Source organism: Lysinibacillus sp. FSL P4-0201, from assembly GCF_038593425.1.
Classification (GTDB): domain Bacteria; phylum Bacillota; class Bacilli; order Bacillales_A; family Planococcaceae; genus Lysinibacillus; species Lysinibacillus capsici.
The window spans coordinates 1,645,391-1,670,153 of sequence record NZ_CP151995.1 but is presented as its reverse complement, the minus strand read 5'-3'; the positions used below and the strand labels follow the sequence as shown (position 1 = coordinate 1,670,153).

The 24,763-nt window shown below is 39.1% G+C and carries 21 protein-coding genes and 1 other RNA gene; 2 read left to right on the top strand and 20 right to left on the bottom strand.

The window, feature by feature from the left end; genetic code table 11:
• Positions 1–3: 3 nt before the first annotated feature.
• From MKY76_RS08125 to MKY76_RS08055, 15 genes are all read right to left on the bottom strand, one after another.
• Entirely contained in the window at positions 4–1,425 is a 1,422-nt protein-coding gene (locus tag MKY76_RS08125) for an ethanolamine ammonia-lyase reactivating factor EutA (protein ID WP_112117723.1), read from the bottom strand.
• 17 nt (positions 1,426–1,442) lie between these two features.
• Positions 1,443–1,943, bottom strand: coding sequence for a EutP/PduV family microcompartment system protein (locus tag MKY76_RS08120; protein WP_048389997.1), 501 nt, complete (start codon positions 1,941–1,943; stop codon positions 1,443–1,445).
• Positions 1,944–1,953: 10 nt separating this feature from the next.
• A complete protein-coding gene (locus MKY76_RS08115) occupies positions 1,954–2,295 on the bottom strand; it encodes a BMC domain-containing protein (protein WP_004269314.1) in 342 nt (113 codons plus the stop codon).
• Between the two features lie 26 nt (positions 2,296–2,321).
• Positions 2,322–3,566 carry an ethanolamine utilization protein EutH gene (eutH, locus tag MKY76_RS08110; RefSeq protein WP_016991938.1) on the bottom strand — a complete coding sequence of 415 codons (1,245 nt, stop codon included), beginning with the start codon at positions 3,564–3,566 and terminating at the stop codon, positions 2,322–2,324.
• Between the two features lie 83 nt (positions 3,567–3,649).
• The gene (locus tag MKY76_RS08105; protein WP_004269312.1) at positions 3,650–4,228 is read right to left on the bottom strand and encodes a response regulator; all 579 of its coding nucleotides are present in this window, start codon (positions 4,226–4,228) and stop codon (positions 3,650–3,652) included.
• A complete protein-coding gene (locus MKY76_RS08100) occupies positions 4,221–5,681 on the bottom strand; it encodes a sensor histidine kinase (RefSeq protein WP_257961383.1) in 1,461 nt (486 codons plus the stop codon). Before MKY76_RS08100 ends, MKY76_RS08105 begins: the two co-directional genes overlap by 8 nt.
• A gap of 226 nt (positions 5,682–5,907) precedes the next feature.
• Positions 5,908–7,815, bottom strand: coding sequence for an ATP-dependent DNA helicase (locus tag MKY76_RS08095; protein ID WP_066037672.1), 1,908 nt, complete (start codon positions 7,813–7,815; stop codon positions 5,908–5,910).
• An 85-nt stretch (positions 7,816–7,900) separates the two neighbouring features.
• Positions 7,901–9,037, bottom strand: coding sequence for a class I SAM-dependent RNA methyltransferase (locus tag MKY76_RS08090; RefSeq protein WP_048389991.1), 1,137 nt, complete (start codon positions 9,035–9,037; stop codon positions 7,901–7,903).
• 3 nt (positions 9,038–9,040) lie between these two features.
• Positions 9,041–10,786, bottom strand: coding sequence for a GGDEF domain-containing phosphodiesterase (locus MKY76_RS08085; protein ID WP_054550770.1), 1,746 nt, complete (start codon positions 10,784–10,786; stop codon positions 9,041–9,043).
• Between the two features lie 483 nt (positions 10,787–11,269).
• Positions 11,270–11,650, bottom strand: an RNA gene (gene rnpB, locus MKY76_RS08080) — RNase P RNA component class B.
• Between the two features lie 60 nt (positions 11,651–11,710).
• Complete coding sequence (gpsB, locus tag MKY76_RS08075; protein ID WP_004269307.1) at positions 11,711–12,007, bottom strand: cell division regulator GpsB; 297 nt, start codon at positions 12,005–12,007, stop codon at positions 11,711–11,713.
• Between the two features lie 121 nt (positions 12,008–12,128).
• Positions 12,129–13,376, bottom strand: a complete 1,248-nt coding sequence (locus MKY76_RS08070; RefSeq protein ID WP_115673410.1) for a ribonuclease H-like domain-containing protein — start codon at positions 13,374–13,376, stop codon at positions 12,129–12,131.
• A gap of 158 nt (positions 13,377–13,534) precedes the next feature.
• The gene (locus MKY76_RS08065) at positions 13,535–15,802 is read right to left on the bottom strand and encodes a DEAD/DEAH box helicase (protein ID WP_257961385.1); all 2,268 of its coding nucleotides are present in this window, start codon (positions 15,800–15,802) and stop codon (positions 13,535–13,537) included.
• Entirely contained in the window at positions 15,777–16,160 is a 384-nt protein-coding gene (locus MKY76_RS08060) for a YppE family protein (protein WP_054550767.1), read from the bottom strand. Before MKY76_RS08060 ends, MKY76_RS08065 begins: the two co-directional genes overlap by 26 nt.
• A 207-nt stretch (positions 16,161–16,367) precedes the next feature.
• Positions 16,368–16,565, bottom strand: a complete 198-nt coding sequence (locus tag MKY76_RS08055; RefSeq protein ID WP_004225568.1) for a hypothetical protein — start codon at positions 16,563–16,565, stop codon at positions 16,368–16,370.
• A 380-nt stretch (positions 16,566–16,945) separates the two neighbouring features.
• Here MKY76_RS08055 and recU point away from each other — a divergent pair, with 380 nt between their 5' ends.
• Positions 16,946–17,590: a Holliday junction resolvase RecU gene (gene recU, locus MKY76_RS08050; protein WP_342557634.1), complete on the top strand. Its 645-nt coding sequence runs from the start codon at positions 16,946–16,948 to the stop codon at positions 17,588–17,590.
• A 2-nt stretch (positions 17,591–17,592) separates the two neighbouring features.
• Complete coding sequence (locus MKY76_RS08045) at positions 17,593–20,259, top strand: PBP1A family penicillin-binding protein (protein ID WP_342557633.1); 2,667 nt, start codon at positions 17,593–17,595, stop codon at positions 20,257–20,259.
• A 183-nt stretch (positions 20,260–20,442) separates the two neighbouring features.
• Here the strand turns inward: MKY76_RS08045 and MKY76_RS08040 are convergent, their stop codons facing one another.
• From MKY76_RS08040 to MKY76_RS08020, 5 genes are all read right to left on the bottom strand, one after another.
• Positions 20,443–20,757 carry a YpoC family protein gene (locus MKY76_RS08040; protein WP_112117716.1) on the bottom strand — a complete coding sequence of 105 codons (315 nt, stop codon included), beginning with the start codon at positions 20,755–20,757 and terminating at the stop codon, positions 20,443–20,445.
• Complete coding sequence (gene nth / locus MKY76_RS08035) at positions 20,754–21,416, bottom strand: endonuclease III (protein ID WP_257961388.1); 663 nt, start codon at positions 21,414–21,416, stop codon at positions 20,754–20,756. Before nth ends, MKY76_RS08040 begins: the two co-directional genes overlap by 4 nt.
• 12 nt (positions 21,417–21,428) lie before the next feature.
• On the bottom strand, positions 21,429–22,157 hold the full coding sequence (locus tag MKY76_RS08030; RefSeq protein ID WP_342557632.1) for a DnaD domain-containing protein: 729 nt from the start codon (positions 22,155–22,157) through the stop codon (positions 21,429–21,431).
• Positions 22,158–22,234: 77 nt separating this feature from the next.
• On the bottom strand, positions 22,235–23,530 hold the full coding sequence (gene asnS / locus MKY76_RS08025) for an asparagine--tRNA ligase (protein ID WP_004232833.1): 1,296 nt from the start codon (positions 23,528–23,530) through the stop codon (positions 22,235–22,237).
• 28 nt (positions 23,531–23,558) lie between these two features.
• Positions 23,559–24,752, bottom strand: coding sequence for a pyridoxal phosphate-dependent aminotransferase (locus tag MKY76_RS08020; protein ID WP_048389971.1), 1,194 nt, complete (start codon positions 24,750–24,752; stop codon positions 23,559–23,561).
• Positions 24,753–24,763 lie beyond the last annotated feature (11 nt).

Below are 24,763 nucleotides of genomic sequence, written 5' to 3'. Positions count from 1 at the left end.
TCCTTACTTTGAATGGAAGGCAAGGGTCTTCACCACAACAGGAACGACGCCAGATGGCAGAACCTCTCCAATGTCGATGTAATCGCCCGTTTCCACTTTAATTTGATCAATGCAAATAATTGGTACTGTCGCATTTATGGCTTGTATGGTCTGTCCAATAATCTTTGCATAATCTGATTGAATGACTATGATAATTGGTATGTCCTTAGAGCATCTTGTCGCCAAATGTAGCAAAATGGCCTGACACAATGCATGTACATCCTGAAAGCTTAAATAGGGCAATTCACTAAAATAGAGGGCAAATGGCGAACGATTGTCCTGTATAGAAAATAGATCATTTGCTCTCTCTACTGCTGTCTTCACCGTCGAGTTGAAGTCTGTTGAAGGATCTATATGACAATTGAAGACAGGTACATTTTTTAGTGGTAATACCTGTGCATCCACCTGAATGGTTGCCCCACTGATTTCAGTGGTTTGTGTACCAGCACCAGTCACTGTTGCACGTGCTGTTTCCTCTGGTCGTAACCATAAAAATGATTGTAGCTGTTCATGCTGAATTAGCATTTTCGCTAATTTTTCACCAATATCATCATATTGACGCTGGGTACATTCATTTTCATAAATACAAGAGGCCACACCACCCGTAAAAACGATGGCATCCACAGGTTTATGCCAGTTTGGTAAATGCCCTAGTAATAATGGATGCTTTTCATCTCTGCATTGCCCATGAAGAATCATGGCAAGTGTTTGCACCATTTCTTCAAGACAATGTGTCACTCGAATATCTTCGGCCGCATCACCGACCGCTAACGGATTAGCCCATCGTTCCATCAATCGCATGAGTGGCGGAGAAATTGATTGAATCTTGCCATCCTTAAACTCAATCAATCTACCACCAACATGTAAGGTACATGTACCAATGACCTCTCCAAACTGCATAACAGCAATATTCGCTGTCCCTCCACCAATATCGATATTGGCGATGACTTTGGATGAATTCTTTGATTGCTGTAAAGTACCTGCCCCTTTGGCAGCAATGATGCCCTCTAAATCAGGACCTGCGGTAGCAACTAAAAAATGACCTGCGCCATCTGCAATGGTATGGACAACCTCACTTGCATTTTCCTTCGTGGCTGATTCACCAGTAATGATGATGGCCCCTGTTGCAATATCAGATGGAGCAATTTGTGCCAATTGATACTGTTGAGAAATAAATTCCTCTATCTTTTTCATATCAATGATGTCTTTATTGATAAAAGGGGTTCTAATAATTGGACTTTGATGCAACACCGTTTTCTCAATAATTTCAATCCTTGGCACATGTGTTACGCCAGCCACATTCTTTAACAGAAAACTACTGACAACCATTTTTGTGGTACTTGTCCCAATATCAATGCCTGCACTAAATATTTTTTCAGTTTTCACCCTACACCTCCCTCTCGCTACTGTGAGCAATACATGAGATACGGACTATCGCTTTCCTTAACAAATTGTTGAATTTCTTCATTTGTCTTGAGTTGAATCAATGGTTCAATCAATTCAATGCCAAGCTTTTGCCATGAAGAGGTTTTCACGATAGGGCCCTGCGTCATAACATTTTTTAATAAGGCGGTAGCCCTTTCTACATCTGCATCAGGGGCATCAATCTTGGTAATAACCCCTATTTGTATTTTGGGAATCCCTAAGCTGAATTGCGGAGGGAATACACTCCTTGCTGATGTGGCATCCTGCAAGTAAATCACATGGGTTACTTCCAAAGATGTTGCCATAATATTTCTGTAATACATTGGATTTTCAACATATTCACCTGGTGTATCAACAATCCAGTCATCATAAACGAGTGCTTGTGTTTTGTTGGCACTGCTTTCTTTGCCCAACAATGTATTCATCAATGTTGACTTTCCTGCTTGCACACCGCCTATTATCATTACTCGATTTTTCATATGACACATCCTATGATTTTGTTATTTTTGATGGTGTATAACCTAATACCTCGGATAAAAAACGATTGATTTCTAACATCGCCATTTCTACCTCTGACACACTACCAACAATAACGAGACTACCTGTAAAACGATCTAAAAATCCTAGTTTGACATTGGCAGCCTTTGTTGCTAAGTCTCCTGCAATAATTACCGTTTCACTTGGCGTACAAGTCATAATGCCAAGGGCACCTGCTTCTTGAATACCTAGCTTTTGAAACATTTCTGGATCAGGATTGGCAATAAGGTGACTCAATGTTAGCTGTTTACCCGGCACAAACTCCTGAATAAATCGTTTTTTCTCTTCACTCACACGTCATCACCTCACTTTTTAATCAATTAAGATTTTTGATCTGTTAAATACTCGCCTTCTTTGATAATGCCAGCCTTGCGATCTTCAATTTCCAACCTTAATGCAGTTGGTACTGAAAGCTTATAGGCTAAAATAATCGCAATAACACCCGCTAAAAACTTCCCTGCAATAACAGGTAAAATAATGGTTGGCTGGAAGTTCGCCGTGAATGATAAGTGATCACCTAATAAAAAGGCGGAACATACACCAAATGCAATGTTAATTACTTTGTCTTTTGGTGGCATATGGCGAATTAGTGTAAACATCGCTAAAATATTCGCAATCGTTGCTAAAATCCCAGCACTTCCTACAGAGGATAAGCCTAATTTTTTACCAGCTGCTTCAAGTGGCTTGGAAGCATACTTTCGAATTAGATACACCATTGGGAAGGCACCCGCTAGCATAATCCCGATATAACCGGCTGTTTCTAATGCTCGGAACTGATCGATTTCATCAGCCATGATTGGATCGAAGCCCCACGCGCCAAAAATCTTTGTAAAAATACCTGTAAAAATCTCAACAATAGAGAACACTAACACCAATTTAATTCCCGCATCCATTACACGACCGAATACCATGAAGCCAGTAATCATGCCGTTTGGAATAAGCTTTAAGCCTAGTGCGATTAAGATAACGAAAATGAATAAAGGTAGTAAGTTAATTAATATTTGTAAAACAGAAATGGCAAATACATATGTAGGAGCCTCTGTTGTACTAATGACTTCACGTACTTCTGTGTTGAATAGCACAATCATGATAGAAGAAATAAATGCACCAATCGGAATTGTTAAAACGCCAGCCATAATTCCTAGCGCCATGTATTTATGATCACGCTTATCCAACATCGCAAGGCCCATTGGAATTGAGAATACGATAGTAGCACCTGACATAAAACCAACAACAAGAGCCATTACCCATCCCTCATAAGACTCCTTTAATGCATTGGCTAATTGATAACCACCCATGTCCGAGGCTAAAATCGTAGTCGCTGCAATCGCAGGATCTGCACCAATTAACTCAAAAATCGGACTAATAAAATGACTAATAAACCATGTTAAGTAAGGTATAGCTGCCATGATCCCTGCTGCTGGGACAAAAATATGACCAACCGTATGGATCCCATTCATAAATTCTTTCCCAATTCCATACTCAGCATCTCGGATAGCTCCGATTGCCCCTAAAACAGCACAAATCATAATAATATAAACGATAACCGTTCCTATCATTGCCATCTTACTCATCACCCCTTTTTTATTTATAAATTTATATAAAAAAAGGCACTTTAAAGAAGAAATCTCTTTAAAGCGCCTTTGCTTCAACTATTGACTTGTAAGTTGTTAATAATTTGCTGTGCAATATGCACCATTTCCTGTTGTGTTTGCATGCTTTCATTGCGAATCTTACGGTAAGCCTCGTCCTCGCTTATATTTTCAGCCTGCATCAGCAAGCCCTTCGCTCGTTCAATGACTTTTCGCTTATCTAATTGTGTTTGCTTATGTAAGATCTCCCCATTGAGACGGTTGAATTTATCAATTTGATGAAAAGCAACCTCAAGCACAGGCAACACATTTTTTTCAGAAAACGGTTTCATTACATATCCTAATATATTATCCTGCTTCATGTATAGCAACAATTCTTTTTCACTATAGGCCGAGATGAAAAGAACGGGTATACCAAGCTGTTGTTCAATAATTTTACTTGCCTTTAAACCGTCAAGTTTAGGCATTTTAATGTCCATTAAGATTAACTGTGGTTTATGTAAAAAGGCTAATTCAATGGCTGTTTCCCCATTGTTCGCTTGAGCTACAACTTCGTAGCCGTTATCTTCTAACATAAACTTCAAATCAATCGCAATCAGTGATTCATCTTCGACAATCATAACTTTCCTAGTCATTTACGATAAATACCTCCTCACTTACAGGGAACTGAATTTGAGTATGTGTACCTTCATTACTAGGGATAATTGAAAATGAGCCAGCTAAATCATATTCTACAAGCCTTGTGATAATCTCCATACCAAAAGATGCCTTCACCTCTTGCATTCCAACGCCGTTGTCAGAAATATGAAGCGAAATTGTAGAATCTTCCTGAATGAATTGAATATCGATGATTCCTTCATCACGTCCGATAAACGCATACTTTAATGCATTTTGCAGTAGCTCACAAATAATGAGTGCTAAAGAGACTGCCTTTTTTGAATGGCAGAACAGCTGCAAATTTTCATGATGAAAGGCTAGTTGAATAGTTGCTGTATTAGACGTACCAATCATTTTATGACCAATTTTTTTAGCTAATGCGATAACGTCTACTCTTTCTTCAGCGTTATCTTCATTTTCTAAAATCAGCTCATACACCGATGAAATACTATAGATTCGATTTAATGCCTCTTGAAACGCACTTGCATTTGAAGCAGACAGATCATTTCGCATTTGTAAACGTAATAGACTTGTCACTGTCTGAAGATTGTTTTTCACGCGGTGGTGAATTTCTCGTATCGCAAATGTTTTCATCATTAGCTCATTTTCTTTCAGCTTAAGCTCTGTTAGATCATGAATAATGAGTAGCGTGACTTTCTCGTTATGACTGCGAATAGGAATCTTCTTCACAATAAAGGACTTACGATCAATCGTAATTTCTAGGAAAAAGACATCGTCGCCTTTATCATAGACCTCCTGTAAAAAAGGTAAGATTTTATCCAACGCTATATTGTCAAAATTTTCTAATCCAGATAGCTCCGAAATAAAATGATAGCCTGCTGGATTACTATAAATCACTTTATTTTCGTGATTTGTGAGAATAATCGACTCTACGAGTAAATCAGAAACAACTGGAATTGGTTGAGAATTAGGTTCGACAATATGCTCAATTAATGCAAACGGCATATTTTGAAAATCATCCTTCGGTGTCGTTTGCATCTTCACCATTTTTTCCTGAATCAACACAGCAATTACTTGCTGCTGCTCATTAAAAATGGGAATGACATTTTGCTCCACCGTTATGCCTTCCTGCGTAATTGCTCTGGAAATGGATGATTTTTCTTTATGTTTAAACGCAGCAAATACGGCTGGTTCAAAACTTTCAAATACGAATTTTCCGATAACTGATTTTTCGTATAAACCAATCTCTTTCTTCGGGAATGCCTCTGCCACAACAATTGCATGCGGTAAATTCTCCAACAGGCAATCTATGAACATGTAACAATCAGTCAACTCAGCATAATACGTTAGCGTAGCCTCTATTTCTATTAACTTGTCAATATCCGTTGCCGATAGATTTGTATATTTTCTACACAATGATTGAATGTTCGACAGGTTTAAGCCCCCTATCAAGGAATAGTCAGCAAGCAATTTGACTATTCTTAAAAATCTTTGTCATTATTATAAACCTTTTGTGAAATTATTTTCAATATAAAAAATATATTCTTTCACAAGATTTCGTTGCATTACAAAGAACTATATAGCTTAAAAGAGAAATATTCAACAGTTTTTTAAAGATCCATAATTTAACTACACACATAATGTTATTTCGATATAACAAAAAACGAGCTTACCGTTTGGGTAAACTCGCTTCTTTCTATTTTATTTCTGGTACAACTGCTACTATATTTTCAAAGGCTGCGCGCTGCTTTTGTTCATCTTCATTTAATAAAATGTGAATATCACCATGGTCATTCGATGTACGAATTAAGCGCCCCATCCCTTGCTGCAAGCGTAATTGCATGAAAGGTAATTCCACTTCCTCAAATGGGTTTTCGGCAAATGTACGTTTCGCATCAAATAATGGGTCCTGTGGAGGAAATGGTAAATCATAAATAATCACACGTGTTAATGCTTCCTCAGGCAAATCTAACCCCTCCCATAAATGATATGAACATAATGTTTTAACTGTTCCTTGCTGGAAGTCTCGAACAATGGCTGATAGCTCTCGATCTCCCTCAAATGCTACATACATACGTTCCATTAGCGGTAATTCTGCCTTGAAGTTTAGCATGGCTTGCTTCGATTTAAACAGAATCAACGTTTGCTCATCATCACGCAGCAACTGCTGAACACGCGCTGTTTTGTCTCGTTGTGTAAGCTCATGTAAATAGATTTTCATAACCTCTTCATAGTCGAATGGGGATGGTACAGAAAATGATTGGTAATCTCGAATTCCTAAACTATAGGCAATATAAGAAAAGTCTTTATTGACCGATAGAGTGGCAGAAGAAAAGACGATTGGAAGCTTTTTAGAGAATAATTTTTCTGCTAAAACTTCTGTGATTAAACGAGGCATAATGACGAGCGTTTCTTCACCATCTGTTTCCTCTAACCAATCTACTGCATCTCCCTGTGCGATGAAAATACGCAACGAAGCCTCATATTGTTCTAAATATTCTTCCGCCATATTTAGCTCATATTCAGGAATCATGTACATTTCTGATTCAAAAACGAATTCTTCCATCAATGTTTCTACATCATCTATTAATTGCTTCCCATAAGCAAGCAATGTTTTTGATTTGTTTATGCGTTTGCGATCTTCATTAGAAGCAACGATATCATCACGAAGCTGATCAAAAAATAGTTCATGATCATCCTGTAATTTCTCCATTGCATACAGTGTGCGCTCGCGTACACCATCTACCATCAAGCGCTCCAGTAATTGCACGATAGTCGTCGCCTGTACTTTATAGGTCATCGCTTTTTGCGCAGCATACTCCAATAAATGTCCTTCATCCAGCACCATCATTGATACCTCAGGCAGTAATGCTAACTGACCTTCACGCTCACGAGATTCCTTTGTAGCCAAATGCTCCATTAGAAAATCTTGTGAACAAATAACAAGATCGGTTGATTTTCGATAATGAGAGCGATGCAATGTTTGCCCACAGCGATTACGAAGGTCACAAACCGAACATTGCATAATCGAATTGTAATTAACCTTTTGCCAATCCTCATCACTGACTGTTGGATAATCACTGCGTTCCCCATATGGATGAACAGCAATCATCGAACCTTGTGCATAAACACCATCAGGGATAGAAAAGGAAATATCATCAATCCATTCATCCGACTCCACTTTCTCTGCTTCCTCAAAGCGTTTTAAGCATAAATACTGATCTCTCGATTTTGCTAGACGAACATCAATATCAAGTCCTAACGTTTTTTGGAGTTTATAAATATCGCCCCCCTCTTTTACAAGTTGGTCGATTAATGTTTCATCTGCACAAGCAATCAACGCAGGTTTCCCTGTGTAACGTGCGTAGGAAATAGCTGGAAGCAAATAAGCGATCGTTTTGCCAGTTCCCACTCCTGCCTCTGCAAAGAGAACATTTTTTTCTTTTAGTGCTTGTTCTATTTGATAAGCCATAAAGATTTGCTCATCACGGCATTCAAAGCCCTTTTCTGGTAATTCATCATAAAGAACATCGCCCATCCAGTCACCTAATGAATCGAAAAATGAACGGTCCTTTGATAATGCAAATGGTAAAGATTTACGCAATTAATGTTCCCCCTCTAACTATCTGGTGCTATTATACGCGACGAAACGGAAGATAAGAAAAAATCTTATCTTCCGTTACTATTCGTTAATCTCTTTTAGACTTTTGACCCCAGAACTGATAATAATTTGTTTCAATAAAACCATTAAATAATTTACGTTTTTTCGTCGCTTGGCGTCCATATAATTCTTCAAAATTCTTCATGGAGGATAGCATATATACAGACCAAGTTGGATAGTTTTTCATGACCTTCCCAACATCGCGAATCACCTGTTCCACGACTTCCACATCACCAATACGCTCTCCGTACGGCGGGTTCCCAATCATGACACCATCCGTTAACTGTGTTGTAAAATCACGTGCTTGCATTTGCTTAAACGTGATTAACTCTCCAAAGCCTGCTTCCATTGCGTTTTCTTGCGCAATGCTGACCATACGGTGATCAATATCGGAACCAATAATTTCTAAAGGCTGATCATAGTTCGCTAAACTATCTGCTTCATCACGAACCGTATCCCAGATTGCAGCTTTCATCCATGGCCATTCCTCAGAAATAAATTCTCGGTTATAGCCTGGAGCTATATTTTGTCCAAACATCGCCGCTTCCAATGCAATAGTACCAGAGCCACAGAATGGGTCAACAAACGGACGATTTGGATTCCATTTTGAAATTTGTACAAGTGCAGCTGCTAATGTTTCTTTTAATGGTGCCTCACCTTGAGCCTGACGATAGCCACGCTTATGTAGGCCAGCTCCAGATGTATCAATCGTTAGTGTCGCCACATCTTTTAAAATTGAAACCTCAATTTTGTAAGTCGCTCCAGATTCATCTAAAAAACCAAGTCGCTTATAATGCTGTTTCATTCGCTCAACGATTGCTTTTTTGGTAATGGCTTGACAATCAGGTACACTAAATAATTTCGATTTTACGGACTTTCCTGAAACAGGAAAAGCAGCGTCCACTGGTAAATACTTCTCCCAAGGGAGTGCCTTTACACTTTCAAATAATTGTTCGAACGATTTTGCTGGGAATTGCCCAACAACAATCTTTACACGATCCGCTACACGTAGCCATAGATTGGTACGCGCAATCGCCGTTTCATCGCCTTCAAAATATACTTTGCCATTGTCAACGGTTGTTTCATAGCCAAGTGCTTTTACTTCTTGTGCCACAATAGCTTCTAAGCCCATTGCTGACGTAGCTACTAATTGATAGTTTGCCATAGATTATTTCCTTCCTTGATGCTCAATTTCCCAATACTCCATAAACTCCATCAATTCGTTTAACGGGAGTGGTTTGCTGTAATAATAGCCTTGGATAATATCACAGTTCATTTTACGTAGTATATCCACTTGTTGTGCTTGTTCTACACCTTCAGCAACAACTTTCATTTTTAAGCGATGGGACATTTGAATAATCGCATCTACAACTGCCTGTTTTTCATCGAGTGATCCAATATGCTGGATAAAGCTACGATCAATTTTTAAACAATCTAATGGGAAGCGAACCAAATAGCTTAAGGATGAATAGCCAGTCCCAAAATCATCGATTGAGATTTTAAAGCCTAATTGTTTTAAACGAACCAATTTACTAACTGTCTCATTGGCACTGTTCATCACCGTTCGCTCTGTCACTTCTATTTCAAAATTGTTAGCTGGCATATTATAGCGCTCTAATATTGTTTGTATCGACTCCAAAAAATTCTGCTGTTTAAAGTGAATGCTCGAGATATTAATGGCGACAGGTGTTTTCCAACCATATTGTTGCATTTGAATGACTGCCTCACATGCTTTTTCGATAATAAGCTCACTTAATGGAATGATTAGACCTGTATCCTCTGCATAAGTGATAAACTCAGCAGGCGAAACAAAGCCTAGCCTCTCGCTATTCCAGCGGACTAGTGCTTCTAAACCTTGAATCTGCTCATTTTCCATAGAAATCTTTGGCTGAAAATGTAGCTCAAATTCACGGTTTTCTATTGCTCTTCTTAACTCAGAATCTAGCAATAGCACTCGTTGTGCGTCGGTTTGCAGTTCATCAAAATAGAAGGAATAGCCGTTTAATTCATTCTTTTTTGAATAAGTCATCGCTCTATCTGCACAATTGATCAGTTCTTCTGTGTTTTTACTATCAACTGGATAAACGCTAATACCAATACTTGTAGAAATAAAAACTTCCTGATCATTTATCATCATTGGCTGTTCAATACTACTAATAATTTGTTCAGCAAATTTTGCAGCCTCTTTCACATTTTTCACATTGGTTAATGTAATGACGAATTCATCTCCGCCATATCTTGCAATAATATCTTTATTTTTCAGTAATTTTTTTAGTCGATTTGCTACTTCTATTAAAATTGAATCTCCAACAGCATGGCCTAATGTATCATTAATTTGCTTAAATCGATCCAAATCTAAGAAATAGATCGCATGCTGCACTGAATGAGAAATAGCAGAAGTCGATTCCAAGAGATTATCCATTCTTTCGATATAGGCAAAACGATTGGATACATCTGTTAATGAATCCGTGAGCAAACGCTTTTCTAATTCATTTTCTACTATTTTTCTTTCAGACAAATCTGTGAAAATACCACAGTAATTTGTAACCTCACCCTCATCGTTGGTTACACAAACAATTGTTAACCATTCAGGATATACGTCTCCAGTTTTACGACGATTCCATATCTCACCTTGCCAAATGCCTTCTTGTCGTATCTGCTCCCACATCTCTAAATAGAACGGCAATTCATGTACACCAGATTGTAAAACGGCTGGCGTTTTTCCAACCACATCATCACATGTATAGCCTGTCACAAATTCAAAGGCAGGATTAACCATTACTATTTTTTTGTATTCATCAGTAATCATGATACCTTCAGATACATTTTCGAAGATTTTAAGTATTAAGGAAGTCGGATATTTAGATATCAGTTTCAGTTTATCCGTACTTTCCCAATTGTTTACTCCGTTCATGTTTCCGCTCCATCCTATCTCTCTATACTCCCTCTCAGAAGGGCATTTACGTCAGGCCAACCACTATGTAATCTATTACGCTCGGTGTAATTGTCACTGACGCTTCTCTTTCGTGCAATGAATGCGTCCAGATTTTTCGAATTTGCTCGAAAAGCGCCTCAAGTAAATCTATGACAATCGCCGAAGGCATTCTCTTGATAAACAGGTAACCATACACCTAAACTGATAAACCATTTATAGAGGTGGTTGTTATACCTGGCGTTTGCTTACAATACAAGTATGTGAGCAGTCAAGATCAATACATCACATTGATGCTATAACCGTTTTCAGATGTTGTGACTTAGAAGCGGTAGCGATACTTCTCAAACGTATAGCGCATACCAAGACTTGATTAACAAGGTTACTTTTTCCTCATGAATTCAAAATAAAAGCTCTCCACCGAATTGGAGAGCGCTTGTTATTTCGTAGATAAGCATCAAAAAATTCCATAAGCCATGTTTTGTTCCCGAGTACTCAAACAGCTTGCGCCTCGTACGATCAGGTGGTAATCATCTATCTACAGAGCAAACTCTGTCCCTCTATCCGTTCAATTCCTTCTAGAGAGTGCCCCTACCATAATTTGGGTTTCTCACTCGTGGGGTTTACCTCGTTCCACCTTGCAAGTTTCCAAGCAAGCTTCGTCACTGTGGCACTTTCAGGAAGTGTCAACCATATCCAGAGGACTTAGGTTTTCCTTCCGCCGTCAGCCTTAATAGCTGCCTTACCTTATTTTTTCAGTAAGCACGAACACTACGGTCATCTCAGAACCGTGCGAGCATGGACTTTCCTCTACGACGTCTAGCGCCGCAGCGATTACCAGAATTTCGTGATGATACGAAAGATTATACTAGAGTTTTATGTTAAATACAATATAATTGACTAAATTTATTCGTACAGCTTGCTACCAAATACATGTTTTTCTAAATTAGAAAGACGTTTTAAAATATCAAAATTCGTTGTACCAGCTGCCGCTGAAGCAACCGGTTGTCTCTTAGGTGTGCTTTCAATTTCTTCTTTTAACTGTCTATTTTCTTCACGTAGTTGGGCCACCACTTTTTCAAACGTTTCATAGTCTTGAATAATTTCATCAAGAAAAGAATCTACTTCTTCTACATTGTAGCCTTTAAAGTTCTTTTTAAATTCCTTTTCAAGGATCATTTTTGACGTTAATTTAATGTCCATTCACATCGCCCTTCCTCACACTACATACACGAATACATTATAGCATACTTCATCACATTATATCGTCTGAAAATACTAATTGTAAGGCTAAACTTGTCGTTTCACGCGCTTACCCACGAATTTATTTCTTATTTCCTAATCTGTGTAGTCTCTTTTCCCAAGAAATTTCCCATTTTTGTTTTTGTTCTGCTCTCCATTGCCCATTATTTCGAATGAGACGTATGCCTTCTTGCGTATAATAAAGGGCCTGCTCATAATCCTTCATTTTGTGCTCATAAAGTATGGCTAGCTGCTCAAGGGCATGTAACTTTGTTCTTGCTTCAACAAAATGAAGGGAGGCCACGAATGAGTCAATAGCTTCACTATAGCGTTTATTCTTCTTGTGCTGTAAAGCTAAATAATATTGAGCATGGCCCGCTTCTAGCGCATCAAATTTTGATGTCACCTTTTCTAAAATCCTCACACTTTGTGTGCTTTCTCTTAAATCACCATACCATTTCCCAATGTTGGTGAAAGTTTTTGCCGATTCTTCATGGTCCTGCTCGAACAATAAATACGTAGAATGACTATACAGTGTGATAAGTGATAGTAAATCCCACTCATTATGATGCAAAACCTTTATAAGAGCATCTGGAATGCCACTTTTTACTGCATCCAAATAAATAATAGGTGCGAGATGGCCTGGAATATCCCCTTTACGCGAAAAACCAAGCTTTTCTTCCTCGACAGATTTTAATTTTAAGCGCTCCATATCATTTTTCCATAAACGCTTCGAACTATGCAACAAATCGATCTGTCGCTGAGAGCGTAATTTTGGTAAGGTTTTTTGATGCAATGTCCATCGTGTTTCAAGCTGTGGCCAATCAAAGCTTTTCCCATTATAGGTAATCACAGTAGCTGACTTTTGCCAAAGCTTGGATTCAAATAAGAAGGCTGCTTCATGTGCAGGATCTGCCATAATATATTGTGTGAGGATAAAGGATTCTTCAGCTACTTCTAAAAATCCAAGCAAAAAAATATGGGTCCCAACACCCTTTAAACCTGTTGTTTCCGTGTCAAAAAATAAGACGGATTCTTCCATATCTAGCGCATAAGGATGATCAAACTCAGCATCTTGCCATTTTTTCAGGGCTTCAAAGAATGATTGCAGTTGATAATGTCCATGCTGATAGCTAAACGGATAGCTTACTTGACGCTTAAATACGATGCCGAAATCATTTTCAACAACCGTTAGTCCCGCCTGTTTCCATTGCTCTGTATAGCTTGGCCTAGCAGGCTTTTGGAACGCTGGTTCTTCAACCTTTTTGGCGGACATCGGTTTTTTTCCCAGCATTTTTTTCATTTGTAATATTTTATTTTCGTAAGACATGAATTTCACTCATTTTCTGCTTATTGTATAAGACATCTCTCTTGCAAGAGTAACATGATTGTTAACCTCATTCAAAATATTCTTCGAGGAAAATCGATTTACCATGAATACAAACAAGAGGGTGAAAGAACATATTGGCGTTCCTCACCCTCTGTTTACTATGCCATTAATTGTTGCAGTAATTTAGCTACCTTTCCTTTTGATTGAAGCAATGATTCTTGTGCCCCAATACAGGAAGGACAGCCCGATTCACATGCACAATTTGTAACATGCTCATATGTTTTCATGATTAGCTCTTCCCATAGTTCATATACCTTTTCACTTAAACCGATGCCACCAGGATACTTATCATAGACAAAAAACGTTGGCCGCTCATTATGTGTGGCCTTCACCTGTGGTACAACGGCTACATCACTACTATCACATTGAATAAACAAAGGAATGAAGGCATTCATCGCGTAGGCTACCCCAGTCATAGCATCTGTTAGCTCTTCCTCTGTCCATTTATCTGGTGCTGTAAACGATAGCCACGAAGCACTGGTATGCATTTCATCTGGTGGTAAATGTATAGGTCCTGAGCCAATATTGTCATGTGTGCCGAAGCGTATTTTCTTGAAAATCGTTGCTTGTGCAACTAAGCCAACATCGCCAAAGCAGATTGTTCCACCTGCATATGAACGGTTACGATCTTCCTCTAAAACTTTCATTTCAACTGCTAGATTGGCATCTGTATAGTAATCAACATCTACTTCACGTACGTAGGCTTTCTTTTCTTCCCAGTCAAGCTTCTCTACTTGGAACTGAATGCCTTGGTGCAAGTAAATGGCTTCTTCATGCAAGAGTGTCATGGCACTATGACGATCCATTTCACCAATAACCTTTGTCTGTGCAGGAATGGTAAGATCAATAATGACTACATTTTCTTGTGACGCTGAACGTAAGCTAATATCATGCGCCGGGAAACGATCACTCATCCAATGCCATTTATCACTCGTCTTAAAAACTACCCCTTCTTCTGCTAAATACTCCAGCAATTCTTGTATGTCATATTCTCCATACGTATCGCCTGTTGAAAAAGGTAGCTCGAAGGCAGCACACTTCAAATGATCCATTAAAATCAGCATATTTTCTGGATAAATACGTGCTTCCTCTGGTGTACTGCCTAGTAAAAATAGTGGATGATTGACTACATACTGGTCCAATGCGGAAGATTGCGCAACATAAATAATCAATGCCTCATCCTGACGTCTCCCTGCACGTCCTGCTTGCTGCCAAGCACTCGCAATATTTCCTGGGTAACCTGTCATAATACATGCTTGTAATTGACCGATATCGACACCTAATTCTAATGCATTGGTGCTAACTACTGTTTGGATTGTTCCATCACGTAAGCCTTTTTCGATGACACGTCGTTCAGATGGCAGATACCCACCTCGATAGCCACGTACAGATTCATCGAGCAGCTTATTACGTGTAAGTTCCTTTAAATAGGTTACAATCATTTCTACTCGTACCCTACTTTTGGCAAAAATAATGGATTGAATGCCAGCCGTGTACAACCTCTTAGCTAAATCACTTACCTCTAATACAGCACTTCTACGCACGCCAAATGTTTTATGAATAATCGGCGGATTGTAAAAAAGAAAGGTTTTCTTACCAACTGGAGCACCCGAATCGGCAATGAGCATGTGTGATTCATTCGTTAGCAGCTCAGCAAGCTCTTTAGGATTTTTTATGGTAGCCGATGTACAAATAAACACTGGTTTACTCCCATAAAATTCACAAATTCTTTTTAATCTCCGAATAACATGCGCCACATGGGAACCAAACACACCTTTGTATGTATGCAATTCATCAATCACAATATATTGTAGATTCTCAAAAAGTGAAACCCATTTTGTATGATGCGGCAAAATCCCCGAATGAAGCATATCAGGATTCGTCATCACGATATGCCCTGCCTTACGAACCTTTTGGCGAATGCCTGGAGCCGTATCTCCATCATAGGTATAGCTTAAAATCTCCTCACCGCTTTGCTCAATGAGCTCATTCAAATCATTTTTCTGGTCCTGTGCCAGTGCCTTTGTTGGAAATAAATAAATGGCACGTGCATTTTTATCCTCCATTATTTTTTGTAGCACTGGCAGATGATAGCAATAGGATTTACCTGAAGCAGTTGGCGTAACCGCTGTAAAAGATGTACCACTCTGTGCCAAATCAAATGCCTCTCGCTGATGTGTATAAAGCTGCTCAATCCCTCTTGTCTGTAAGGCTTTCACTAAAGAAGGATGTAAATTCCTAGGAAATGGTGCATAGTTCGCTGGACGCCCTTCTAATGTTTGCCAATGCAGGATACGCTCTTTAAGTTCTTCATCATATCTCCACTCATGTAAAAGCTCGCTAATCGTTCGTTTCTTCGATAGCATCCTTTTCTCCCTCCTTAACTAATCGTTCAAATATTTTCAAAGTATAGGAAGTAGAATGTATGGCATCTAAAAAACGTTTTTTACTTGTTTCTTTATAAAAAGATTGCACAACAAATTGCTCCATCGATTCAACGACTGAAGCAATTTGTTGCGTATGCATATATTTTGGTCGGTTTTTTTGAATCCATTTATTAGCTTCTTGCTGCCATACCTTTAAAAGTTGATGAATTTCATCTGCATGTGGCTTTACCTCTTGAAAAAAATCAGGTGTTCGATCTTCCTCACGCATTTGCCAAAAACGTGAAACGCACTGATCACATTCATCTATTAATTTGGATGTTTGCTGGATAACTAACAATTTTGCACCTCATCTCTCAACAATTATACATAGCAAATATATTTCGGAGTGACGGCATATACATGGTGAGTATGTTTTGTTCAGCTCGTCAGCTATGGAAATATCACTGTTTATGACACCTATTTACCACACCTTTATGGAAAATAATGTATCAATCTTCATGCTATTGCGTTAGTTCAATTGCTTATAAGATAAGTGTACCAAAGTCTATGATTTTTCACTACTAATAGGCGAACAAGCATTCTTTACTTGCCAGTTCTTTTCTGCTAAGCTTACTTTCTGGCTAACCGCTTTAAGTTGCATAAAAAAATGCAAACTATGAGCATTGTTTTCCAATGACACTCTCGTGAAAAGTAATTGATTGACCAGATCTAACTGCGCAACTAATTGTTCTAACTTGTTCAAAATAACGCCTCCTTTGCTTTACTTTAGTATTCCTCGTATGTATAGAATTACCTTCATGCGTGACAAAATAAGCGTAAGTTAGCTGAAAGAAGAAGATTTTCGATAAAATTTTAATAGTGAACCTCTGACCAAAAAAATCGTCATGAATGAAAGGTTGCTGTGTGAGTATATTTTCATCCCAATGACCTATTTAAATTTATCAGTTATTTTGACGATTCTAGTAATAATAAAGCTGGCGATTTTTCGACGCAAATTATTCATACGTACCATTTGTTTTCTACTATTCTAGTAACAATTTCATGAATGATGGAGGTAGAGAACAACTATTAAAACATGGTAAACTAGTGGATAGAAAAGCAGTAAGGTAAAGGGTGAGTTTAATGACAATTCGTTATCCAAACGGGAAATTGTATACCCCAAATACTTCTGTACAGAAAACAGAAAAAAAGAGCAAGAGCAAAGATTTATCTTTTAGTAATCGCGGGAAGACGCTAGAAGATGAAATTAATGAAGCAAACGACTATTATATAAAAAGGCGACTTGCTATCATTCATAAGAAACCTGTTCCTGTGCAAATCGTCAAAGTAGAGTACCCTTCACGAAGTGCTGCTGTCATTCGTGAAGCTTATTTTCGAACACCCTCTACAACCGACTACAATGGTGTTTGGAATGGGCATTATATAGATTTTGATGCAAAGGAAACGGCTTCCAAAACAAGTTTCCCCTTAAAAAATATTCATGAGCATCAAATGACACATATGCAGCAAGTGACGGAACAAAATGGTGTGGCTTTTATTATCGTTCGTTTTTCTGCTTTTGAACGATATTTTATTGTGCCATACAAAGTTTTACAAAAGGCCTGGCAAGCAATGGAAAATGGCAATCGTAAATCGATACCCTTTTCGATCATCGAAGAAGAGGCATATGAAATTCCCACGAGCTATTATCCGCGTATCGATTATTTACCCATCATCCAACAATTGATTGATGCAAAATGCTACGGGTCTGAAAGTGAGGAGAAATAAGAATGACTGAACGTCGTCGAACACGTGGAGAGCATCAAAAAGCTCTCGCTGAAAAAAATAAAAAGAAAAAAACGAAACCAGCCTCATCCGCTAAGACATGGTTTAAACGCATTTTCTTAACAGTCTTAGCAATCGGTGTAGCAGGCTTAATTGGAGGAGGTGCATTATTTGCCTTCTATGCAAGCACGGCTCCAGAGCTCGATGAAGAATTACTGAAAGATCCTGTTTCTTCAGAGTTCTACGATAAAAACGGTGAATTATTTGCAACAATCGGTGCTGAAAACCGTAAATATATAAAATATGAAGATATACCTGAAGATATGATCAATGCTATTCTGGCTACAGAAGATGTACGCTTTTTTGAGCATCATGGTATGGATTTTTATCGTCTAGGCGGGGCAATCCTTGCAAACTTCCGTGATGGCTTTGGTGCGCAAGGTGCATCGACTTTAACACAGCAAGTAGTCAAAAACTCATTTTTACAAAACGAGAAGAAATTAAAGCGTAAAGCACAGGAAGCATGGCTTGCCTTCCAATTAGAACGTAAGTATACAAAAGAAGAAATTTTTGAAATGTATTTCAACAAAATGCTTATGTCAGGTCGTATCTATGGCTTCGGCACAGCCGCACAATACTTCTATGGTAAAGAATTAAAAGATTTAACATTAGATGAAGAAGCACTATTAGCAGGGTTAGTGCAACGACCAAATGCGTATAATCCATTAAAAAACCCTGAGCTTGCAAAAAAACGACGTAATACCGTTTTAGGATTAATGTATCAACACGGAAAAATTTCTAAAGCCGAAATGGAAGAAGCCAAAAAAGCAGAAGTTCAATCAGGTTTAGCGGATGATGCAACACGTCAATCATTTGCAGGTTCCAAATATGATGCCTTCCTGGATATTGTTATTAATGAATTAGAAAATAATGGTGACGGTTCGGCAATGGCAGAAGGAATCAAAGTCTATACGACGCTTGATCCAAATGCTCAACAAGTTGTAGAAAATGTGATGAATGATGATAGTAATTTCCCAACTGAAGATATTCAGTCAGGTGTGGCGGTCGTTGATACAAAAACAGGTGCCATTCAAGCCGTTGGTGGCGGTCGTAAATATGGTGCAGAACGTGGCTGGAATTATGCCGAGGACTTAACAAATAATCAACCAGGTTCCACAATGAAACCGTTAGTCGACTATGGGCCAGCAATTGAATATTTAAAATGGTCTACAGGTCAAACACTTGTCGACGAACCAATGAACTATACAGGTACAAAGCAAACAATCACAAACTGGGATGGCAGATATATGGGTGCCATGACTGCACGTAAAGCATTATATGCTTCACGGAACGTTCCAGCTGTCAAAGCATTACAGGAGGTTGGCACAGAAAAAGCCAAGGAATTTGTTGGACGTTTAGGAATTGAAACAGAAAACCTCTATGAGTCCGATGCAATTGGCGGTGGTGCTATTACTATCTCTCCTATTCAAATGGCAGCTTCCTATGCTGCTTTCGGTAATAACGGGGTCTATACAGATCCACATTCGATTACAAAAATTGTTTATCGTGATGGTAAAACGTCTAAAAACTATACACCTGAGTCTAAAGTGGCTATGAATGATTATACGGCTTACATGGTAACAGACATGCTACGTGATGTAGTCGGCAATAAGCCTGATGCCTCAGGAACTGCAGCCAATGTGCCTGGCTTAGATATCGCAGGTAAAACAGGTACAACTAACTATTCAGCAGAAGACTTTAACAAATATAATTTACCGAATACAAGTGTGCCAGATTCATGGTTTGCTGGTTACACAACTAACTATTCCATCGCTATATGGAGTGGCTATGAAAAACACTTTGATCCAATTACAACGTGGGAAGAACGTCGATTACCACAAAACTTATTTAAGACGATTATGCAAGAAATTTCAGCGAATGTTGAGACAGCTAGCTTTAAAAAGCCAAGTACTGTTGTAGAAGCAACGGTGGAAGTAGGCTCTAATCCTTTAAGATTGGCAAGTGACTATACACCTAGCGAACTACGTCAAACAGAGTTATTCGTTCGCGGGACTGAACCAACAGAGGTTTCTGAGGTCTATGAGGCGCCAGAGCTATCTACACCTTATAATGTTTCAGCAAACTTAGATTTAGGAGCACAGTCGATCAATATTTCTTGGGAACATGATGCCATCCTAAATCCAGAAACCGATGAACCATTACCAACTTCATTTGAAGTTTCTGCCACACGTGAAGGTGGAGAAACGGTTGTCCTTGGCACAGCAGACACGAAAGGCTTAACTGTTGCTAACACGCTTGAAGATGGTAACTATACAATCTCTGTCGTAGCCATTGTAGATGGCACACGAAGTGAGCCTGGGACAACTACCTTCCAGATCACAACTACCCCTGAGGAAGATTTGGAAACGGAAGATCCAGATGAACCAGATATTGATTTACCGATTGATCCTGGTCAAGAGGATAATGATCAAGGTAATAACAATAATGGTAATGGCGACAACGGTAATAACAACAATAATAATGGTAATAACGGGCATGGAAATAACGGCAATGGCAATGGTGGAAACAATGGCAATAATGATGGAAATCAGCAGCCAACACCTCCTACCGAGCCTACCAACCCAAATGAAGAAGACCAAAGCTCAGAATAAAGAAAAAAACCGAGAAGCAGTTCATTCACTGCTTCTCGGTTTTTTTATTGACGAAGGCTCTGAGGAGGCTATCCGTCAGTTTTGACGGTCTATCCTTCACTCTACAAGGTCTATCCGCCACTTTTCGCGTCCTATCCTTCACTTTACCTGTCCTATCCACTTTTTATACTCTATCCATCCACTCTAACTTTTACTAGCTTGAATCCGCAGTCGTGCTGTGCGCTTTTTCGTTTCTTTAAATAGCTCATCTAGTTGACGATAGCATGCATATTGACCTGGCTTAGCTTTAATAAAGGCTAATCGCTCAATCCCATTAATCGGTAGCACTTCATCTCCTGCAGCTTGCACAAGTTGTTCAAATAGCTCGATGGCATCTTCCATTAGCCCTTTTGCCAGTCCATTTCTTGCATCATGTGCTGTATGGATAGCGGCTTGTAGTGAAGTCCATTGGGCAAACCATGCATCTACTTTTTCTTTTGCAATGGCTTCGCTATTCATGCTTCCTTCACCATGCCTTTCTTTAAACGCTTTTGCCCTTCACGACAATCGTCGAGTAAAGGGCAAGTACTGCATCCAGGATTTTGGGCCTTACAATGATAACGTCCAAAGAAAATTAATTGGTGATGCGTTTTTGACCATTTGTCCATTGGCGTTTTCTTCATAATCGTCTCTTCCACTTCAAGCACCGAATCTTTCCATCGACAGAGCCCTAGGCGTTTGGATACTCGCTCCACATGGGTATCCACTGCAAGTGCTGGAATATCGAAGGCTACTGAAAGCACAACATTGGCCGTTTTTCGTCCTACACCTGGTAATGTCACCAATGCTTCACGTGTTGCAGGGATTTCGCCACCGTACTCATCTAGTAAACGTTGACATAGAGCCTGAATGTTTTTCGCCTTATTGCGATAAAGGCCAATAGAGCGAATATCCTGTTGCAATTCCTCTATAGAAACAGCTAAATAATCTTCTGGTGTTTTATATTTTTGAAATAAGGTTTTCGTTACTTTATTGACTAGTACATCTGTACATTGTGCAGATAATAATGTAGCAATCGTTAGCTCAAAAGCATTGTCATGGACGAGCTCACAATGTGCGTCGGGAAACATTCGATCCATTTCTTCTAGACAATGCTCCCACTGTTTTTTCGTTAACAAACTGGATGCCCCCTATTCTCTTTCTTCCAACCAATTATAAAAAGGAACTCTACCCGTTGACTGCGTTTCTTGTTGAACTGTTCGAACTGGTGCTCTGTTAAATGTCTGTTTCTCACGGAACTGTTCACTTTGCTTTTGTGCGGCTTGTGGTGTCGTAATATTTTTCTTTTTCCATTCTAATAAAATGCGATCAATATAGCGAATACTCAATTTCCCAGCAAAGACAGCCTCCTTTAGCGCCTCTTTGATGAGTGCAGGACTATGCTTGTCCTCATCAAGCCAGCATCCAATTTTTTCAAGTTCTAAAGGAGATAAAAGACGCCCCATTTCCTCTTCAAAAAGACGGAATATCTCCCCTTCTTCTTGCTGAAGTGTCACTGCCGTTTGTTGCTGCTCTTTCATATCAATCATCTGTAAAATGCGCTCCCATAGCGGGTATACGGAATACTTTTCATATAGCTTGCCACCCGCGTCGACATCTCGTGTAATTTCAAGAAAACCCTTCTGCATTAATCGCTGTAAACGGGATGTGATGTCATTATCAGACATTGTGAGACGATTTTTTAGATCATTAGGTGTTGGGAAGTCATTCTCCTCCATATGAAAGGCCAATAAGTGCATGACAATCAGTGCTTCTTCATCCTCCATGTTTAACTCCTTATAAAACTGAAAAAAAAGCTGTGGAATGGGAATCATTCTCTGCTCAGTCCATGTACGGAGTCGATGATTATTTACGTTCATTATTCTCCAGACTCCTTCTTTAAGTAAGTAGAAAAGCCGCGTAGATAGTTCACTACGCGACTTTTAAATTGATTAGCTTATGGATATAAGCGGTTTAGTAAACGTGGGAATGGAATTGTTTCACGGATATGCTCTGTGCCTGAAATCCATGCTACAGTTCGCTCTAACCCTAGACCAAAACCTGAATGTGGGACAGAGCCATGTTTACGAAGCTCTAAATACCAAGCATAGGCATCTAATGATAGGTTATGCTCTTCCAGACGTGATTTTAATAAATCGTAGTCATGGATTCGCTCTGAACCACCAATAATTTCTCCGTAACCCTCTGGTGCAATTAAATCTGCACATAATACAACATCATCACGATCTGGGTGTGGTTGCATATAGAACGGTTTAATGCCTACTGGGTAACAAGTAATAAATACTGGTTTGTCAAATGAATTCGCAATCGCTGTTTCATGTGGCGCACCAAAATCATCGCCCCACTCAATATCGTCGAAGCCTTGTTCGTGTAAAAGCTTAATCGCATCATCATAAGAAATGCGAGGGAATGGCGCTTTAATGTTTTCAAGTGTTGATGTATCACGGCCAAGTCGCTCAAGATCTAATTTGCAGTTTGCAAGTACAGATTGTACGATGTGCGCTACATATTGCTCTTGTACTTCTAAATTTTCTTCAAATTCTACGAATGCCATTTCAGGCTCAATCATCCAAAACTCGATTAAATGACGACGAGTCTTAGATTTTTCAGCACGGAAAGTTGGACCGAATGAGAATACTTTTCCTAAAGCCATCGCAGCAGCTTCCATGTAAAGCTGACCAGATTGAGATAGATAAGCATCTTCATCGAAATATTTTGTATGGAACAGCTCTGAAGTACCTTCAGGCGCAGAACCTGTTAAAATTGGTGGGTCCATTTTTGTAAAACCGTTGTTGTTGAAAAATTCGTATGTAGCGCGAATAATTTCATTACGAATTTTCATAATGGCATGTTGTTTACGAGAGCGCAGCCATAAATGACGGTTATCCATTAAAAATTCTGGACCATGTTCTTTTGGTGTGATTGGGAAATCTGTTGCTGCATGTAGTACCTCGATACCAGTGATAGCAAGCTCACAGCCAAAGCTTGAACGTTCGTCAGCTTTCACCTCACCAATCACATACATAGAAGTTTCTTGCGTCATCCCTTTTGCCGTAGCAAAAATTTCTTCGCCTACTTCTTCTTTCACTACAACGCCCTGTACAAAGCCAGAGCCATCACGTAGCTGTAAGAACGCGATTTTTCCGCTTGAACGTTTATTGGCTAACCAAGCGCCAATTTTGACTGTTTCACCGATATGCTGTGGCATATCTTTAATCATAATTTTTTTCATAGAAATCCTCCAAAGTTGACTAGAAGGATTAGTCTTGCCATTTTGATTTTACGAATGTATCAATACGACGGACTGCCTCTTCTAATAAGTCTAAAGATGTAGCATAAGATAATCGCATAGTAGTTGGTGTACCGAAGCCAGAGCCTGGAATCACTGCTACGTTTGCTTCTGTTAAAATATCCGCAGCAAATGCATCTACTGAATCATAGCCAGTGTGAGCCATAGCTTCTGCTACGTCTGGTAATAGGTAGAATGCACCCTGTGGCTTTAATACATGGAAGCCAGGAATAGCACTTAACTGTGGGTAAATTTTTTCAAGACGAGATTCAAATGCCTGACGCATTTCCTCTACCGCATCCTGAGAGCCATTATACGCCTCCACAGTTGCATATTGTGCTGTTGTTGTCGCATTAGATGTTGAGTGTGATGCAAGGTCAGTCATTGCTTTAATAATGTCTGTGTCACCTGCAGCATATCCAATACGCCAGCCTGTCATAGAGTGAGATTTTGCCACACCATTAACGACGATTGTACGTGCTTTCACTGCATCAGAAAGTTGTGCAATTGAAAAATGCTCAATACCATTGTATACAAGCTTCTCATAAATTTCATCTGACACGATTAAAATATCTTTTTCTTCTGCAACAGCAGCAAGTTCTGCTAGCTCTTCACGAGAATAAATCATGCCTGATGGGTTGCTAGGAGAATTGATAATCACTGCTTTTGTCTTGTCTGTCACAGCTGCTCTCAGTTGATCCGCTGTAATTTTATAGCTTTGTTCACGTGTACCTTCAACATATACTGGTACGCCGCCAGCTAATTTCACTTGTTCTGGATAAGACACCCAATAAGGGATTGGAATAATAACCTCGTCGCCTTCATTTAAAATCACTTGGAATAGCGTGTATAAAATATGCTTTGCTCCTACACCAACAATGATTTCATTTGGCTGATACGTAAGGTTATTGTCGCGTTGAAGCTTATCAATAATGGCTTTTTTCAGAACTGGAAGTCCGCCAGCAGGTGTATATTTTGTATACCCTTTCTCCATTGAATCAATGGCAGCATTTAAAATATTCTGAGGTGTATTAAAGTCTGGTTCACCAGCTCCAAGACCAATCACATCAATACCTTGCTCTTTCAATGCTTTTGCTTTTGCAGTAATCGCTAATGTTGAAGATGGTGTTAAAGTTTTTACACGTGTTGCTAATAAATTTTTCATTCGGGATCTAC